16 protein-coding genes and 1 tRNA gene are annotated in these 16,499 nt (G+C 39.9%); 16 read left to right on the forward strand and 1 reads right to left on the reverse strand.

All coding sequences use genetic code 11. The features are described from left to right. Positions 1 to 10 precede the first annotated feature (10 nt). Positions 11 to 1,258, reverse strand: a complete 1,248-nt coding sequence (locus LKD42_RS04590; RefSeq protein ID WP_248834943.1) for an MORN repeat-containing protein — start codon at positions 1,256 to 1,258, stop codon at positions 11 to 13. A 218-nt stretch (positions 1,259 to 1,476) separates the two neighbouring features. Here LKD42_RS04590 and LKD42_RS04595 point away from each other — a divergent pair, with 218 nt between their 5' ends. The 16 genes from LKD42_RS04595 (at position 1,477) to LKD42_RS04670 (ending at position 16,328) form a co-directional block, all read left to right on the forward strand. Beyond that, positions 1,477 to 2,133, forward strand: coding sequence for a hypothetical protein (locus LKD42_RS04595; protein ID WP_248834944.1), 657 nt, complete (start codon positions 1,477 to 1,479; stop codon positions 2,131 to 2,133). Then, complete coding sequence (locus LKD42_RS04600) at positions 2,126 to 4,024, forward strand: DUF2142 domain-containing protein (protein WP_248834945.1); 1,899 nt, start codon at positions 2,126 to 2,128, stop codon at positions 4,022 to 4,024. The genes LKD42_RS04595 and LKD42_RS04600 overlap by 8 nt, the downstream gene beginning before the upstream one ends. Positions 4,025 to 4,033: 9 nt before the next feature. Continuing rightward, a complete protein-coding gene (locus LKD42_RS04605) occupies positions 4,034 to 4,846 on the forward strand; it encodes a glycosyltransferase family A protein (protein ID WP_022118211.1) in 813 nt (270 codons plus the stop codon). Beyond that, entirely contained in the window at positions 4,843 to 5,538 is a 696-nt protein-coding gene (locus LKD42_RS04610; RefSeq protein WP_022118210.1) for a glycosyltransferase family 2 protein, read from the forward strand. The genes LKD42_RS04605 and LKD42_RS04610 overlap by 4 nt, the downstream gene beginning before the upstream one ends. 13 nt (positions 5,539 to 5,551) lie before the next feature. Then, on the forward strand, positions 5,552 to 5,911 hold the full coding sequence (locus LKD42_RS04615) for a DUF2304 domain-containing protein (protein WP_248834946.1): 360 nt from the start codon (positions 5,552 to 5,554) through the stop codon (positions 5,909 to 5,911). Next, on the forward strand, positions 5,908 to 6,885 hold the full coding sequence (locus LKD42_RS04620; protein ID WP_248834947.1) for a glycosyltransferase family 2 protein: 978 nt from the start codon (positions 5,908 to 5,910) through the stop codon (positions 6,883 to 6,885). The genes LKD42_RS04615 and LKD42_RS04620 overlap by 4 nt, the downstream gene beginning before the upstream one ends. 36 nt (positions 6,886 to 6,921) lie before the next feature. Further along, a complete protein-coding gene (locus LKD42_RS04625; protein WP_022118207.1) occupies positions 6,922 to 7,740 on the forward strand; it encodes a LicD family protein in 819 nt (272 codons plus the stop codon). After that, positions 7,740 to 8,462: an IspD/TarI family cytidylyltransferase gene (locus LKD42_RS04630; RefSeq protein ID WP_248834948.1), complete on the forward strand. Its 723-nt coding sequence runs from the start codon at positions 7,740 to 7,742 to the stop codon at positions 8,460 to 8,462. The genes LKD42_RS04625 and LKD42_RS04630 overlap by 1 nt, the downstream gene beginning before the upstream one ends. 18 nt (positions 8,463 to 8,480) lie before the next feature. After that, entirely contained in the window at positions 8,481 to 9,515 is a 1,035-nt protein-coding gene (locus tag LKD42_RS04635; RefSeq protein WP_248834949.1) for a glycosyltransferase family 2 protein, read from the forward strand. Between the two features lie 12 nt (positions 9,516 to 9,527). Then, the gene (locus LKD42_RS04640; protein WP_248834950.1) at positions 9,528 to 10,970 is read left to right on the forward strand and encodes a flippase; all 1,443 of its coding nucleotides are present in this window, start codon (positions 9,528 to 9,530) and stop codon (positions 10,968 to 10,970) included. A gap of 12 nt (positions 10,971 to 10,982) precedes the next feature. Continuing rightward, complete coding sequence (locus tag LKD42_RS04645; RefSeq protein WP_248834951.1) at positions 10,983 to 12,056, forward strand: acyltransferase family protein; 1,074 nt, start codon at positions 10,983 to 10,985, stop codon at positions 12,054 to 12,056. A 156-nt stretch (positions 12,057 to 12,212) separates the two neighbouring features. After that, positions 12,213 to 13,832, forward strand: a complete 1,620-nt coding sequence (locus LKD42_RS04650; protein ID WP_248834952.1) for a hypothetical protein — start codon at positions 12,213 to 12,215, stop codon at positions 13,830 to 13,832. Between the two features lie 6 nt (positions 13,833 to 13,838). Continuing rightward, entirely contained in the window at positions 13,839 to 15,794 is a 1,956-nt protein-coding gene (locus LKD42_RS04655; RefSeq protein WP_248834953.1) for a C40 family peptidase, read from the forward strand. Between the two features lie 80 nt (positions 15,795 to 15,874). Next, positions 15,875 to 16,045, forward strand: coding sequence for a hypothetical protein (locus tag LKD42_RS04660; RefSeq protein WP_248834954.1), 171 nt, complete (start codon positions 15,875 to 15,877; stop codon positions 16,043 to 16,045). Next, positions 16,024 to 16,111 (forward strand) — tRNA-Ser (locus LKD42_RS04665). The genes LKD42_RS04660 and LKD42_RS04665 overlap by 22 nt, the downstream gene beginning before the upstream one ends. A 76-nt stretch (positions 16,112 to 16,187) precedes the next feature. Then, positions 16,188 to 16,328 (forward strand): hypothetical protein, encoded by a 141-nt coding sequence (locus LKD42_RS04670; RefSeq protein ID WP_173887320.1) that lies wholly within the window; start codon positions 16,188 to 16,190, stop codon positions 16,326 to 16,328. Positions 16,329 to 16,499: the final 171 nt, after the last annotated feature.

The following is a 16,499-nucleotide window of genomic DNA, read 5'->3' on the forward strand; positions in this document are numbered from 1 at the left end:
TTTAAAGAAATCAATCCTGAATCTTGCCAACAGTAATATTTGGAAAAAGTGCATACCCGACAGAGAGACTGTTCGGATTGCAGTAAGGAATCTTGTTATTTCCATTGAAGGTTCCTGAGCAGGTGATCTTCTTATCCAGATAGGAAACATAGTCTTTCATTTTCATGGATAATGAATAGATATGTCCTGTGCCCTCTTCAGATAACAGCATAACCAGATTGTTTGACTCGGCATCAGCATTTTCATATACAACTTTGCCGGTTACGGAAACTTTTGAGTCAGCATAATAAAGAGGATATTTGCAGATTTCTCTGTAATCTTTCGTCAGGTGCATCGGATCAGCGGCGGTGTCATCGTCTTCAATTTCCCCACAGATCGTGGTAAATTCCGGAAGAGAATCAAGAGCTTCGACATCCGTAACGGATACCAGATCGCTGTATTGTTTCATGGCATCTTCTGAAATAATCCAGTCCTTAAATGAATCAAATGACTTTTTGTAACCGAGCAGGCGGTGATATAAAATGGTAGAGCTGTCCGAAATCTCGGACAAACCATTATAAACGCCGTAAATTTTTATCCTGTCACCTACGGAAAGATTTGGAATACATGGAGTAGCAAATTTATCTGTTTTTAATGTTACGGCACGAAACAGATAAGGATTGCCGGCATCATCTTTGATCTTGAAATAGGCATATTTTGTGCTTTCGTAGATTTCCTGAACTTCACCTTCAAGCTCAATTGGATGATCAACGTGATCGTAAGGATTTTCTGTTAATTCTTTATAAGGTATAGACCGGGCATTTGCTTTCCATTCTGAGATTGGAGTACAAAGATAAAACCAGTCTACAGATGCTGCTTTGGAATCGGCAGAATAGGATTTAATTTTTTTGTATGGTTTTCCGGCAATGGCAGAATATTTTAAAAAAATGCCGTCAGGGTCTGTTTCTTTTATTTTTCCTGAAATCAGACCGTCTTTGTACTGAACTTCTGCTGATTCTCCATCTTTGTAAGAAATGACACAGTCACCGGAAAAAGCATCGTCATCCCATCTTCCTTCTATCTGAAGAAAATCAGCGGATTTACCGGCAGGAGTGAAAATAGCTTCTCCGGCATCAGCATTCTTCGTAACGGTTCCATAATATACTTTATTAAAAACATTTACATTTACGAACTGCTCGTTTTTACTGTCTGCTGCACTGGTGTGAAACGAACATACACCGGCTAAAACCAGCAGGCAGGCAATCGCTTTTTTTAACATTATAGATCGCTCCTCTCTTCTGAGTATTTTACTAATAAAAAGGAAATCAGTCAAATATTACTTCTGTTTTTGAAGGAATCACAATTCACTCACATTTATATTATTAAATCAATTATGGGAGAGTGCGTATTACTGCTGCGTAGTTTTTCGGGTCTTGTTTTTAACAGTATTGTTTGTTATAATCAATAACCAGAGATTAAAGGAGAAAGAGGATGTTTATGGGCAAAAAGCGAAAAGCTGTCATGCTTGGAGTAAATGTATTTCTTGTACTGGCACTTTTATGGTCTGTAGTTTTTACCGTTGACCGAAAGAATGCGGCCTACACCAATACGGACATAGAACGATACAAGAGTTTAAATACCATACCCAAGCTTGGAGCTGTCACGAACAGCAGAACAGCTGAGATCCAGTTTTCATTGTACGATGAAAACTTATATGGCATAGCTCTCTTTTTTTATGTATCGGGAGAAAATACCGATGGAGAGCTTGTATGTTCATTGAAGCACGATGGAGAGACTATTTCAGAACAGACGGTGGCAGTGAAGGAGCTGTTTGCTCTTGTCAATAAGAATGAAATTAAACCAAAAGAACTGATTCTTGGAAACGGTGAAGTATGCAATGGCGATTATACGCTGGAAATAAAGGGAAGTGGAATTTCACCGCAGACAAGGATTTCTTTATATGGTAATAAGGCAGATGAATATTTCCTGGATTATACCAATGCAAATTATCAGAACTATAATGGAATTCTTTATATTGTGGAAACTTTAGAACCAGAACGACCATATGTATGGGCCTGTGCATTTTTACTGGCTATGAGTTTTGTCTTTAGCCTGATCATATGTATGAATGAGAGGGAGAAAGAACATGAATAATATTAAGAAACATAAGAGACTGATAGCTGCGATTGTTGTGATTCTGCTGGCAGTGCTGGTAGAGATTTTTGCAAACCGGTCTGCATGGGGACATGCATATGATCTGGATATTACCGATCATATGTACATCAGCGAGAGTGCAGGTCAGGAAGAATATCAGGTTATATTTTCTGCTCCAAAAGGACTTTATATTCAGATGCTCCATGTGCAGGGGCATTTTAAAGATGAAGAGTTCTATGATATAGAAACAAAAGAAATCAATGATTTTGGCAAAGAAACAGAGCAAAAATATCATGATTGTGTAAATAAACTTCTGCCGGAATATTCAACAAACATTAATAAAAAAGTCACCTATCTGAAGATGACCATGAAGAAGAATAAGGATGCAGAACTGACAAAAGTATCTCTGTCCAATAAAGCAGATATCAATCTGTATCGTTATTTTTTTGTGTTACTGATCGGAGCGATGATTTACTGTACTTTCTTTGAAAAAGAATTTATCAAGAAGACAGAATGGTATTTCGCAGTATTTGCACTGAGTTTTGGCATGTTGATCATTGCAGCGGCCCAGCCAACCTGCAATTCCTGGGACGAGCAGATTCATTTCCGGGATTCTTATCGAATTGCCAGCGGGCATAATGTAGAATGGACAGAAGCCGGACTTAACATTATGAACCGCATTAATCCAAAATGTAATACAAAGGAAGAATATAAACTTCTGAAAGCATATATGGATGAACATGGCACGGAAGTTGTTATGAAAGAGACGCAGGAAACGTCAGGAATTTCCTATGATAAAATTGCATATATCCCGATGGCAGTTTTTCTGTTTATTGGAAAGAATTTGAAACTTCCATTTTCGGCAGTGTTTGCACTTGGAAAATTCGGCAATCTTCTGATGTATGTGATTGTGATGTTTTGGGCGATTCGCCTTGCAAAGAGCAGAAAATTACTGCTGGCGTTTGTGGCGATGCTTCCGACGCCGCTGTTTCTGGCATCGTCTTATACGTATGACAGCGTTGTGTTCTCGTTCATTACACTGGGATGTGTCCAGTGGTCAAGAGAAGCATTTTTCCAGTCAACGAAGTATTATCATACAGCTTCTGTGATCGGAGCAATATTTATGATGTCCGTCGGATGTCTCTCAAAAGCAGTTTATATTCCACTGGTATTGCTGATGCTTCTGCTGCCGCAGTTTTATAAAAAGAATAAAAAAGAAAAAATCTTATTCCTGATCGGAATCGGAGTATTATTCCTGGTAGTTATGGCAACGTTTGTATTACCGGTTATTTCCAATACAGTGTCGGGGAATATTGCTTATGGCGGCGATTCACGAGGCGGAGATACCAGCGTTGTAAGACAGCTGGTATCTATGGTAAAACATCCGCTGGCAAGTATCCGGCTTATGTTCGGAAGTATTTTCCAGCTGGACAATTTCCGAAATCTGGGTAATATAGATTCCGATAATTATTTCTTCGGAAATCTGATGTTTTTAAATTATGCATCAAGGGGAACACTTGCAGATAAATGGAGTATCCTGCTGCTTCCGATGCTGACCCTGCTGGTTTTTCAGAAAGAAAAGGGCAGCAGCAGACTGGCAAATTGTGAGATATGGAAACGAATCCTGATGTGGGGTATTTTTCTGATCACGGTAATGCTGATCTGGAGTGCAATGTATTTAAGTTTTACGCCGGTAGGAGAGGCAAGTATCGCCGGTGTGCAGGCAAGATATTATCTGCCGCTTATTTATCTTGGAGCATTATTGCTTTCAAATTCAAAAATAAAAGTAGAAATCAGTAAATACGGACTGGCAAAACTATCATTTATTGTTGCAAATATACTGCAAATTGCAGCGGTATGGGAATTATTGCTGCAGGGAAGATTAATATAGGGGAATAGAATGACAAAAAGAAATGATCATACGTTTGCAATTTGTGCATACAAAGAAAGTCCATATTTAGAGGAATGCATACTTTCTCTAAAAAATCAGACGGTCAAAAGCAATATCATAATGGCTACTTCAACGCCAAATGAATGGATACAGGGACTGGCAGAGAAATATGAGATTCCGCTGTACATCAATACAGGTGAAGGCGGAATTGCCCAGGACTGGAATTTTGCATACAGACAGGCAAAAACAGACTATATCACGATCGCCCATCAGGATGATATCTATGAACCGAATTATTTGAAAATGATTTTCGGAGAACTGAAAAAAGGTAAAGATCCGATTGTTGTGTTTACCGATTATGGTGAACTCAGAGATGGAGAAAAAGTTCAGAAATCAACGCTGCTCACGATCAAACGTATTCTGCTGCTGCCGATGCGAGTTCAGGGATTCCAGAATGTGCGATTTTTTAAACGCCTTTTTCTGAGGTTCGGCAATCCGGTCTGCTGTCCGGCGACAACTTACATCAGGAAAAAATTTAAGGGGGATCCGTTTGAAGTAAGATTCTCAAGCAACGTAGACTGGATGATGCTGGAGAAGCAGTCCAGAGAAGAGGGATCTTTCTGTTATATATCAGACATAGGTATGTATCATCGTATTCATGAAAAATCAACAACGACAGAAATCATTCATGGAGATATCCGCTGGAGAGAAGACTATGAAATGTTTCGAAAATTCTGGCCGGCATGGGTTGCAAAACCGCTTGTCAGGGTTTATCGTTTAAGTGAGAAATCAAATAACATACAACAGAGGGAAGAAAAATGAAGGTATTAGTGATCATTCCGGCATATAATGAAGAATTAAATATCAAAAAAGTAGTGTCTAATTTGATCGATCATTATCCACAGTATAACTATGTGGTTGTAAACGATGGTTCCGCAGACAGCACATCGCAGATCTGTCACCAGGAAGGCTACAATATCATAGACCTGCCGGTCAATCTTGGACTTGCAGGAGCTTTCCAGACAGGACTGAAATATGCAGATCAGGAAGGTTATGACTGTGCGATCCAGTTTGATGCGGACGGGCAGCACAGACCGGAATATATCGAAGATCTTTTAAAAGAAATTGAAAACGGATATGATATTGTGATCGGTTCCCGTTTTGTGACGGAGAAAAAACCATTCTCGATGCGAATGTTAGGAAATCGTATGATCGAAAGAGCAATCAAATTTTCAACCGGGAAGGTACTGACTGATCCTACTTCCGGAATGCGTATGTACAGTAAGAAGATCATTCACGAATTTGCATCCAATATCAACTACGGACCAGAGCCGGATACCATTTCATTCATGATCAAACAGGGAGCTTCCGTTAAGGATGTGCAGGTGAAAATGGATGAAAGAACTGCAGGAGAAAGTTATCTGAATCTGACAAGATCGATCGCCTATATGCTCAGAATGATGCTTTCGATTCTGTTTATCCAGAATTTCAGAAAACGCAGAAAAGCAGACTAAGAAGGGAGTCAATATGTCGATCTATTTAAGAATTATTCTGGTTGTCATATCCATGCTCAGTATGATGAACGTTATGAAGAGAGTGAGAAGATTCAAACTGCAGATAGAAAACTCTATTTTTTGGATCATTTTTTCACTGCTGCTGATACTGGTGGCAGTCTTCCCGGATCCGATGTTCTGGCTTGCAGAGCTTTTGGGCATCCAGTCTCCGGCAAATATAGTATTTCTCTTTGTTATCTTTATCCTTTTAATTAAGACGTTTAATCTGACACTTGAAATCTCACAGCTTCAGTACAAAATACAGGAGCTGGTACAGAAAATAGCATTAGATGAAAATAAAAAGAACAAAGAAGCGGACAAGGAGGAAAAATGAGCAAAGTATCTGTGATTGTTCCGGTTTATAATGTAGAGCAATATATAAAACGATGCCTGAAAAGTATTCTGGATCAGAGCTGGCAGGATTTTGAAATTTTATGTGTGGATGACTGTGGTCAGGATCAGAGCATTTCTATTATAGAGCAGATGCAGAAAGAATATCCGCAGAAAATAAAAATATTATACGGGGAACAAAACATGGGCCTGGGTGCTGCAAGAGATCGAGGAATGAAGGCGGCATCCGGGGAATACATTGCCTTTATTGATAGCGATGATTATCTGAAACGAAATTTTCTGGAAACTTATATGCATGCAGCACAGAAAAAAGATGCAGATATCATTGTTGGCGGTTATATCCGTGATGTAAACGGAAAGTTATCGGAAACACCGATCGATGTCAACGATGATACATTTGTATGGATGAATGTCAGTGCCTGCACAAAAGTATATAAGAGAAAATTTCTGGAAGATAATCATCTGTCTTTTTATGGAGTAAGACGCTACGAAGATGAAGGATTTATGTATCGATGTCTGGCATCTCATCCGGTTGTTGAACTTATGGCATATTCCGGTTACTATTACTATATGAATAGCGAGTCTATTACCAGGAGCAGCAAGAGCGATCGAACCGGTATCGTAAAAGAATATTTTCAGACAGTGAACAAACTGGCTGATACCGTAAAGTGTGACAGAGAGACTCAGCCATTGTTAAATTATTGCCTGGTATCCGGACTGACGGCAAATATGCTTTATAATGGTCAGGGATGCGGCGGAAAAAAAATGAAAGAATTATATATTCAGTATAATAAACTGCTCAATAAAATAGACAGAGATATCTGCAAAAACAAATACATTGCATTGAAGTATTTAAAATCAGAACCGGCAAAAAAGAGATATACAACATGGCTGATCTTAAGACTGAGAAAAATCGGACTGGACAGGTTGCTGTTTTTTCTGGTAAGCAGGATCTGATAAAAGTAAAGCTGAAACAATGAGAGGAATTATCAGATGAAAAATAAAAAATTAAGCTCTGAAGAAATCAAACAAATAGAACTGAACCTGTTATTAAAACTGGATGAGATATGTAAAAAATACAAGCTCAGATATTACCTGTGCGGAGGAACACTTCTTGGTGCAGTCCGTCATAAAGGTTTCATTCCGTGGGATGATGATATCGATGTTCTGATGCCGCGTGAAGATTTTGAGAAGCTTTTGAGACTGGAAAAAAAGCAGAAACAAGATGCGGTGGAAAAGATTGTTTCCTGGAAATCTGGTAATTCTATCTATCCATTTATCAAACTGATCAATACGAATACGGTACTGAAAGAAAAGTATCTTTCTGAAGAATTTACAACGGGTATCTGGATCGATATTTTTCCACTGGATGGTATGCCGGATGACGAAAAAATTATCGCAAAGAAATTTAAGAAAATTAAATTTTATAAGACCATACTACTGACGGCTTACAGCGAAATGGGAAAAGGAGCTACCTGGTATGCGGCACTTGCAAAGCGAGTCCTGATCCCGATCTGCAAACATCTCAACACGGAAAAACTCTGCAATAAATTAAATGCGATATCAAAAGAGTATCCGATCGACAAGTCGCCGTATGTGGGCGGTTTTCTGTGGGGGTATGGACCGCAGGAGAAAATGCCGAAAGAATTTTTAGAGCCGGTGGAAGTAGAATTTGAAGGACATATGTTTCCGGCACCAAAATGCTGGGATTTCTATCTGACACAACTGTACGGAGATTATATGCAGCTTCCTCCGGAAAATAAGAGGATCTCGCATGATTTCAATGTTTATATGAAGGAGAATAAAGAATAATGAATATCGGACTGATCTTTGCCGGAGGTTCCGGAGTGAGGATGAATACAAAAGGTCTGCCAAAGCAGTTCCTTGAGATGAACGGAAAAGCAATCATCATTCATACGATCGAGCATTTTGAAAAATGTAAAGCGATTGATGCAATCGTGATTGTATGTCTGAAAGACTATATTGAATATCTGGAAGATCTTCTGGACCGGGATCGTATCACAAAGGTAAAGAAAATTGTGCCGGGCGGTTCCTGCGGTCAGGAATCCATCTATCATGGACTTTGTGCAGCAGAAGAAATCTCAGAGAGTGAAGATGACATTATCCTGATCCACGACGGAGTACGTCCTCTGATATCCGGAAAATTAATCCATGACAATATCAATATGGTAAAAGAAAAGGGAAATGCGATCACGGTAACACCGGCAACAGAGACGATCATTCAGGTTGGCGGTGAACAGGAGATTACGAATATCATCGACCGCAAAAGCTGTTATACAGCAAAAGCACCGCAGAGTTTTTACCTGAAAGATATTCTTGATGTGCATCGTCAGGCGATAAAAGAAAATAAAACTGACAGGATTGATTCTGCAAGTCTGATGAAAGAATTTGGACATACTCTTCACACACTCGAAGGCCCGACCGAAAATATCAAGATTACAAATCCATCTGATTTTTATATTTTCCGTGCCATTTTGGAAGCAAAGGAAAACTCACAGATCTTTGGATTATAGACTATGGGAGACAGAAATATGCCAGATATTAAAATCAGTATAATTGTTCCGGTATATAATTCGGAGAAATATTTGCCGGAAACGGCACAGAGCATTTTAAAACAGTCTTTTTCGGATTTTGAATTAATCCTTGTGGATGATGGATCAAAAGATGGAAGCGGAAAAATATGCGATCAGCTTGCAGCGAAAGATACCAGGGTGAAAGTTATCCATAAGACAAATGGCGGAATTTGTTCTGCGAGAAATGCCGGATTGAAAATGGCGGCAGGAGAATACATTGCATTCTGTGACAATGATGATATTTATCTCCCGGAACTTTTAGAAGATAATTATGCACTTGCAAAAAAATATGATGCAGATGTGGTGCGTTATTCAAGAAGTTATCGCACGGTCAAAGACGGCAAAGTGATCGCAGAAGAAAAGACCTCTTTTAAAGCAGGTGTATACAGCAGTTCACAGTTTGCTGCAAATTTTGATCAGATCAACAAAGCCGGAGAAGGAATCTGGGCCGGTATTTACCGGAGAACTTTTTTACAGAAAAATCAGATTGATTTTGATGAAACCATGAAGTTTGGATATGAAGATCTGGATTTTATAACGAAAATTTATCTGTGCAGCCCAAGTGTTGTACTGAATCCGAAGACTTACTATGTGTGGATCATGCGGTATGCACACAGTACAAGCGGAAAGACAGACATTAACAATATCACTTCGTTGATGAAGTGTCTGGAAAATAAAAGCAGACTGGTAACACAGACCGGTATTGAAACACAGATTCCGGCATTTTGGGTAGAAGAGCTTTCCAGAAGAATTTATACGATCGTGCGTTATGTAAGCCCGAAAAAAGTAAAAATGCCGTTTGGAAAAAGAATCGAGCTTTTAAAATATTTCCGCACAGCAGCAGTGTTTCAGCAACCGACAGATAAAAAGAGAACGGAAGCACTTAAGAAGCAGTCGAAGCCAGGCTGGCTGATCTGGTACTTATTCGATAAAAAACATTATTGGCTGTTATATTTTCTGGTAACAGGAAAACAGAGGTTGTCCGAAAAATAAGGAGCAAGACACATGAAAGAAAAGTCAATCAAAATAAACGCAGTGCTCAATGTTATGAAAACGGTGTTGTCTCTGGTATTTCCACTGATCACATTTCCGTATATCACACGAGTACTTCAGGTAAATGCGATTGGAAAATACGATTTTTCCGTATCGGTTATCAGTTACTTTTCTCTGATCGCAGCTCTTGGTATCACCACTTATGCTGTAAGAGAAGGCACAAAATACCGGGGCGATCAGGAAAAAATGAATCAGTTCGCAAGCGAGATTTTTTCTATCAATCTTTATGCAACGATCGTATCGTATATCCTGTTGTTTTTGGCACTTATGTTTGTAGACAAGCTGAAGAGCTATAATATCGTGATCGGGATCCTCAGCCTGGAAATTCTGCTGGCAACGCTGAGCGTTGTCTGGATTTATAATATATATGAAGATTTTGGTTATATTACGTTTGTTACGTTTATTCTTCAGTTCGTATCTATCATCCTGATGCTGCTGTTTGTACACAGTGCAGATGACCTTTACAAGTATGTTATTATTTCCGTTATTTCAAGCAGCGGTTCCGGATTGTTTATGTTTTTTCATGCAAGAAAATATGTGCAGCTGCATCTGGTCAAAAAACCACCTCTGAAACATTTAAAACCGATTATGATCGTGTTTTCGACAACAATCGCTGCAACTATCTATATCAGTTCAGATACAACAATTCTTGGATGGCTGACGGACGATTATCATGTTGGAATTTACGGAACAGCAGCCAAAATCTACAAAATTGTAAAACAGGTGCTCAATGCAGTTGTGGCAGTTGTCATTCCAAGATTTGCATTTTATATCGGAACACAGGAAAAAGATAAGATATTACAGCTTGGAAAAAAACTGATTGATTATATGGTAGCAATATGCTGTCCGGCTATGGTGGGGCTGTTCTGCCTGAGTAAACCGATTGTAGAAGAATTTGCAGGAGTTTCTTACAGTGCGGCCTATGTGCCGCTGCAGCTGCTCAGTATTGCACTTATCTTTGCTGTGTTTGCAAACTTTTTTTCCAACTGTGTGTTGATTTCTTACAAAAAAGAAAAAATTGTTATGTTTGCGACAATCCTCAGTGCAGTGATAAATATTGTACTGAATTTTATCCTGATTCCAAGATATCAGGAAAGTGCAGCGGCTTTTACGACGATTATCGCAGAAGTATGTGTATGTGTGATATCCGCATACGAGTCAAGAAAAATCATAAAGATCAATTGCACAGCAAGAAATCTGATCTCAACGATCATTGGCTGTGTGGGGATTGTGATCTGCTGTATGCTGGCTGCAAAAGTTATTGAAAATCAGATTTATCTGATTCTTGTATCGGTGATCGTATCGGGACTGGTTTATGCAGTTGTTTTGATTCTGATGAAGAATACAGTTATCACAGATGTTTTGGAGCGTTTTGTCAGAGGAGCAAGAGGCTAAGGGAGAGGAAAAATGCAGGGAAAAAGAAATTCAACAATGGACATTGTAAAGGCAATCGGTATCATTTCTATTGTGATGGGACATTGCTGCTATTCAATCATGATACCAGCCTTGAACGTCAGTGTGGGAGAATTTGTATACAGTTATCATTTAATGGTGTTCTTTTTTGTGGCGGGATTTTTTTACAAAAGAGAATACCATGAGCACCCGGAACAGTATATCGGCAAGCGGCTTTTGAAGCTTGGCGGCATGCTGTTTCTTTATAATACCGTGTTTACGCTGTTACATAACACACTGGTGTCTTTAAAAATGATCAGCAGCACCGAACATTACAGCATCAGCAAAATGATATCCTGTATTGTTCAGAGTCTGCTGATGAAGTACACCGAAGAACTGTTGGGAGCCTGCTGGTTCCTTCCAATGTTTTTCATCGGGACAGCACTGTTTGCGATTGCATTCAGTAAAGCAGAAAAAAGCAAAAAACCGGAATATTGGCATAAGATCATCTGTATTCTGTTTGCTGCTGTTGCGTTATATGCAAACAGTCGGGAACTGACCTGGGAATACTGGATACAGACCTCGCTGCTGGCAGTTCCGGTTATGTATATTGGTTACTTTGCAAAACAGAAATGGGATGTACTCGACAAGACCGTTACCTGGTATGGAACAATTTTAAGTGCTGCCGTGATTCTTGGAATCTTAAATCGTATGCCGGGAAGTATTGAACTTTCGGTCAATCAGATTTTACATCCGGCACTTTTTTATCCGGTGACCTTGCTTGGCATTTATTTCTGCATGGGACTTGCAAAAATGCTGAGCAGAAATCCATATACAGAAAAATTCTTTTCCATGGTCGGGAAAGAAAGTTTCCATATCATGGCACTGCATTTTCTTGGATTTAAGATCGTGGATCGTATTTATTCAGCAGTGTATGGCATTACAGATGCTGAAAAAATTGGAAAATTTCCACATTCAGATTACGGTCTGCACATCAGTTATGTGATTGCCGGAGTGCTCATTCCATTATGTCTGATTACATTACTGCGTAAAGTTCAAAAATATGGTCATTTTGTGAAAGAAATGTAAAACATGCTTTTCAAACAAAACAGAGGAGATTTTTACATTGACTTTTACATTTAGATAAATATACTATAAATTAGGAATAAAAATCGTGCTGCTTGGTAAAAGTAACCAGAGCAGCATCGCAGTGCTAAATTGCATTGCAGCATGAGGAGGAAATAAATGAAAAAAAGAATGCATAAACTTTGCACCATTTTGACAGCATCCGCTTTACTTGCAATGTCTGTCACAGTATATGCAGCAGAAGGGGATAATACAGAGGCTGGATTTCAGCCTGCTGAAGAAGGGACTGTACAGTCTGCGGATACCGAGCAGACACAGGAGACAGCTTCAGAGCAGACAGAAGAGAAAGATCCGGAAGAAAACGGATTAGATTCTTTTATTTATATAAGAGAAAAAGAAGATAAAACAACCGAAAAAGCAAAAGTAAAAAAAGTAACGATCGAAGAATTAAAAGAAGAGATCGATGCAAATCAAGTACCGGAACTGGCAGCGGTTGTTTTTCAATTTTCAGATGAAGAGTTTGAGACAGAGGCACTGACGGAGAATACAACTGAATTTGAAACAGAAACTCAGTCAGAAACGACAGAATCTGAAAGTGAAACAGCAACGGAAACAGAAACAGAATCCGAGACAGACAAAGATTCAGAAATCGAGAAATATCCAACCGTAGAACTGAGTGATATGCAGAAAGATATGGTCTATGAGGTAGCAGAGCTTGTTCCACAGACGGTTGTGATCTTCAACCAGTGTGAGCTGGAAAATAATCTGATGTTTACAGACTGCAAGGAAGTGAAGGCAGTTACCGTTCTGAAAGCAGACACAGAGAAAGAACTGAAAAAAGCAATCCAGAAATACGACCTGGAAAAAGAATATGCAGATTATCTTGAACTCCAGAGTGAAAAGAAATCTGCGTCAAAAGGACAGGCACGTACGACAAGTACATCAAGTTCAGGCAAAAGCCTTGCAGTGCCACAGACGTCCACTCAGACAGAGAGTCAGACTTCCACTACACCGTCAAACCGTGTGGCAGGAAGCAGTTCGACATCAGGCAGCAGTTCTTCAGGAAGTTCCGGTTACGGATCATCAGGCAGCTCTGCATCAGGAAGCAGTTCAACATCCGGGACAACAACCGGACAGAAGGACGTTACATTCAAATTTGAGCCGGATGAGGTATACAGCGGAGAAGAGAGCATTTCAGCAACTTACAGCGTATCCAGCACAAAAGAGATTACATATGGAAAAGTAACGATTAACTATGATACCAATGCGATGAAATACGATGATTCCAATGCGGAGGACAGCGACGCACTGGAAGGTATGACGATCAAAGTTATCAAGCCGACAGACAGTGCCGGAACGGAAGGTAAAATTGTGATTGAATTTTCATCAACAACACCGAAAAAGCTGAAAGGAACTCTGGTAGATCTCTGGTTCAATCTGACAGGCAATGCAACAACCGGTCAGCAGTTCAATATCAGCATGACCGTAGATGAATTAAGAAACGGATCGACCAATCTGACATCTGAAGTGGAGACAGCAAGTATGGTAGCACAGCCGGATGGAGAGGAAGAAAAAGAAACAGAAACACCTGCTACAACTTCCACACCATCAACAACAGCATCGACAAGTGCATCATCCTCTTCAACAACATCAGGTTCGAGTTCCACAACGACGACCCAGAATGCACCAAAGACGGGAGATGCAACCAATATTCCGGCTATGGTTCTTCTGATGGCAGGTTCGGCAGCAGTATATATCAAAGCAAGAAAGAGAGTATAGCAATAAATGTATAGACGAAACATAGCAGCGGCAGCAGCCGTCCTGTTTCTTTCTTCAGCCGTTGGCATTTCTGCCTATGCAGCACCACAAAAAGACAACAGTGCGACAGAGGCAGAGACAGAAACTGAAACGGAAACTGAGACACAGACGGAAACCGAAACCGAGACAGAAACTCAGGAAACCGAAGCAGCGACAGAGCGAGAAGCAGGTTTTGTATCCATAGAAGAGATGCCGTTTGAAATCGAAACGGAAACTGAGACAGAAAGCAGCGATCAGACTGAGACAGAAACGGAAACGGAGCAGAAAATAGAGTCACCAAAAGTAGAACAGACTTTTCGTTTCTTTCAGGTAGAAAAGAAATATGCTGTATCAAAAAGAGATGATGTTTATCTCTATGAAAAGAAAAACACAAAATCCGATAAAGTAGGAAAGATCAATGCACTTGGCGTATTGCATATTCTGGAAGAAGACGACGATGGCGAATGGTATTATGTAGAATCCGGAAAAGCCAGAGGCTTCATAAAAGCAAAATATGTATGGGCAGACGAAAAAGCGGAACGTTATGTAAAGCATAAAAAAGAAAAGAATATAGAGACAGCCGAAGTTCTCAAAGAAGCTTATGAAAATAAGGCGTTTCTGCATACACAGACAACTGCATACAAAGCAGTAGCCAAAAAGAAATACGCCCTGACGAAAAAGAGAATCAAAATCTATGATTCTATTCCGCAGGAAGAAACCAAGAACAATAAAAAAGAAGAAACAGAAAAAGAAACGCAGGAAAGTACTGCCTCAGAAAGTGAAAAACAGAGCAGCAGTGTGACAGAGGGCGAAACGCAGGATAATTCTGCAAAAGAGAGCGAAACGCCGGACAGTGCTTCCGGGGAAAGTGAAACACAGGAATCCGAGAAAAAGAAAAGCACAGATCAGAAATCGGAGAAGAGTGAAGATACAGAAAAGAACCAGGAGCCGGAGGTAGTAGGTACACTGGCAAAAGGCGGACTGTGTTATATTCTGGATGATGAGGATCAGGAATGGAGTTATGTAGAATCAGATGATGTCAGGGGATTTGTACAGACAAAGCAGCTCGAAACCGGAAAAGAAGTGAAAAAAGAGATCGAAGAAAAAGGCGAGGATACTTATGCCCTTGCTAAAGCAAAAGTAAAACCGGAAGACAACAAAGCCTGCTATTACACGGTAACTTCCGTAAAAGAAGCTTCTGTATCAGGACTGATCCGCACCTCTATGTTAGAATATGCGAAGCAGTTCCTGGGTAATCCTTATGTATGGGGAGGTACCAGTCTGACAAAAGGGGCAGACTGCTCCGGTTTTGTACAGAGCATTTATGCAGAATTTGGTTACAGCATTCCGCGTGTGGCGGAAGACCAGGCAGAATGTGCCACCAAAATACCGGTAGAAGATGCATTGCCGGGCGATCTGATCTTTTATCAGAGATCGGATGGCTATATTTATCATGTAGTTATGAGTACTGGTGACGGCGGAACGATCGAGGCACACAGCAGTGCCACGGGCATTATAGAAAGCACTGTAAATGAAAACGATGCAGTATGGGCAGTCCGTATTATTTCAAATGAGGATACAGACATACTGGATGCATTGAAGAAAAAGGATATGGCAGCAGATTACTATGATAATGCTGTTATAGCGAAGAGCACAGAATATGGTTCATACCTTGGCAAATTTAAGCTGACAGCATATTGCAGCTGTCCGATCTGTTGTGGAGTCTGGTCAGGCGGACCTACGGCGAGCGGAGCAATGCCGACGATCGATCATACGGTAGCTATGGCAGGACTGCCATTTGGAACCGAATTGATCATCAATGGACAGGTCTATACAGTAGAAGATCTGGGAACGCCATATGGACATGTAGATATCTATATGAATAACCATCAGGCGGCACTGCAGTTTGGTGTTCAGTACAGTGATGTGTATCTGAAAAAATAAAGAAGAATAAATATTTGATATGGGCAATTTCTTATTTATATTCAAGAAGGAATTGTCCATATTTTTATATCAGATGTGAGATGAAAAAAGTAAATTTCACTTTGCAAGTGAACCATGAAAAAATAAATAAAGAAAAAGCAAAAAATCAGTTGACATTTCAAAATGAATTTATTATAATAAATGAGCGTCACAGAGATGTGAGCACAATATCAGACGAATTGCTGATTCAGGAGAAGTACTCAAGTGGCTGAAGAGGCGCCCCTGCTAAGGGTGTAGACCGTTTACGCGGTGCGAGGGTTCAAATCCCTCCTTCTCCGTTCAACATTCTAAGATATTTTTTTATGCCCTTAATTCTTTGAAAAACAACTTGAAAAAAATAAATCAAAAAAGTTGTTGACAAAAAGAAAGAGAAGTGGTAAGATATCAAACGTTGCGGCGGAAACGCAGAAGCAACGGAGCCTGAGAGATACAGGCAGTCAGGGAATCATCCAGACGATCCGGGGACGGAATCAAAAAGATGAAAAAAGTACTTGACAAACCGGAAAGACTTTGATAGAATATCAGAGTTGCTGCGAAAGAGACAAAGCAACACAGTCTGGTACGACTTAAGAAGTTCGAAAGAGCTTCGAAAAAAGTTTAAAAAAGTACTTGACAAGCACAAAGAGATGTGCTAAAATAACAAAGCCGATGCGAACAGCGAACGGC

The organism is Hominisplanchenecus faecis (genome assembly GCF_020687205.1).
Lineage (GTDB): Bacteria > Bacillota > Clostridia > Lachnospirales > Lachnospiraceae > Hominisplanchenecus > Hominisplanchenecus faecis.

What these genes read in the sequence shown, in the direction of transcription:
- LKD42_RS04615 (WP_248834946.1), top strand. Translation starts at nt 5,552, where the DNA reads ATGTCGATCTATTTAAGAATTATTCTGGTTGTCATATCCATGCTCAGT.
- LKD42_RS04640 (WP_248834950.1), top strand. Translation starts at nt 9,528, where the DNA reads ATGAAAGAAAAGTCAATCAAAATAAACGCAGTGCTCAATGTTATGAAA.
- LKD42_RS04620 (WP_248834947.1), top strand. Translation starts at nt 5,908, where the DNA reads ATGAGCAAAGTATCTGTGATTGTTCCGGTTTATAATGTAGAGCAATAT.
- LKD42_RS04645 (WP_248834951.1), top strand. Translation starts at nt 10,983, where the DNA reads ATGCAGGGAAAAAGAAATTCAACAATGGACATTGTAAAGGCAATCGGT.
- LKD42_RS04590 (WP_248834943.1), bottom strand. Translation starts at nt 1,258, where the DNA reads ATGTTAAAAAAAGCGATTGCCTGCCTGCTGGTTTTAGCCGGTGTATGT.
- LKD42_RS04605 (WP_022118211.1), top strand. Translation starts at nt 4,034, where the DNA reads ATGACAAAAAGAAATGATCATACGTTTGCAATTTGTGCATACAAAGAA.
- LKD42_RS04660 (WP_248834954.1), top strand. Translation starts at nt 15,875, where the DNA reads ATGAAAAAAGTAAATTTCACTTTGCAAGTGAACCATGAAAAAATAAAT.
- LKD42_RS04595 (WP_248834944.1), top strand. Translation starts at nt 1,477, where the DNA reads ATGGGCAAAAAGCGAAAAGCTGTCATGCTTGGAGTAAATGTATTTCTT.
- LKD42_RS04610 (WP_022118210.1), top strand. Translation starts at nt 4,843, where the DNA reads ATGAAGGTATTAGTGATCATTCCGGCATATAATGAAGAATTAAATATC.
- LKD42_RS04625 (WP_022118207.1), top strand. Translation starts at nt 6,922, where the DNA reads ATGAAAAATAAAAAATTAAGCTCTGAAGAAATCAAACAAATAGAACTG.
- LKD42_RS04600 (WP_248834945.1), top strand. Translation starts at nt 2,126, where the DNA reads ATGAATAATATTAAGAAACATAAGAGACTGATAGCTGCGATTGTTGTG.
- LKD42_RS04650 (WP_248834952.1), top strand. Translation starts at nt 12,213, where the DNA reads ATGAAAAAAAGAATGCATAAACTTTGCACCATTTTGACAGCATCCGCT.
- LKD42_RS04655 (WP_248834953.1), top strand. Translation starts at nt 13,839, where the DNA reads ATGTATAGACGAAACATAGCAGCGGCAGCAGCCGTCCTGTTTCTTTCT.
- LKD42_RS04630 (WP_248834948.1), top strand. Translation starts at nt 7,740, where the DNA reads ATGAATATCGGACTGATCTTTGCCGGAGGTTCCGGAGTGAGGATGAAT.
- LKD42_RS04635 (WP_248834949.1), top strand. Translation starts at nt 8,481, where the DNA reads ATGCCAGATATTAAAATCAGTATAATTGTTCCGGTATATAATTCGGAG.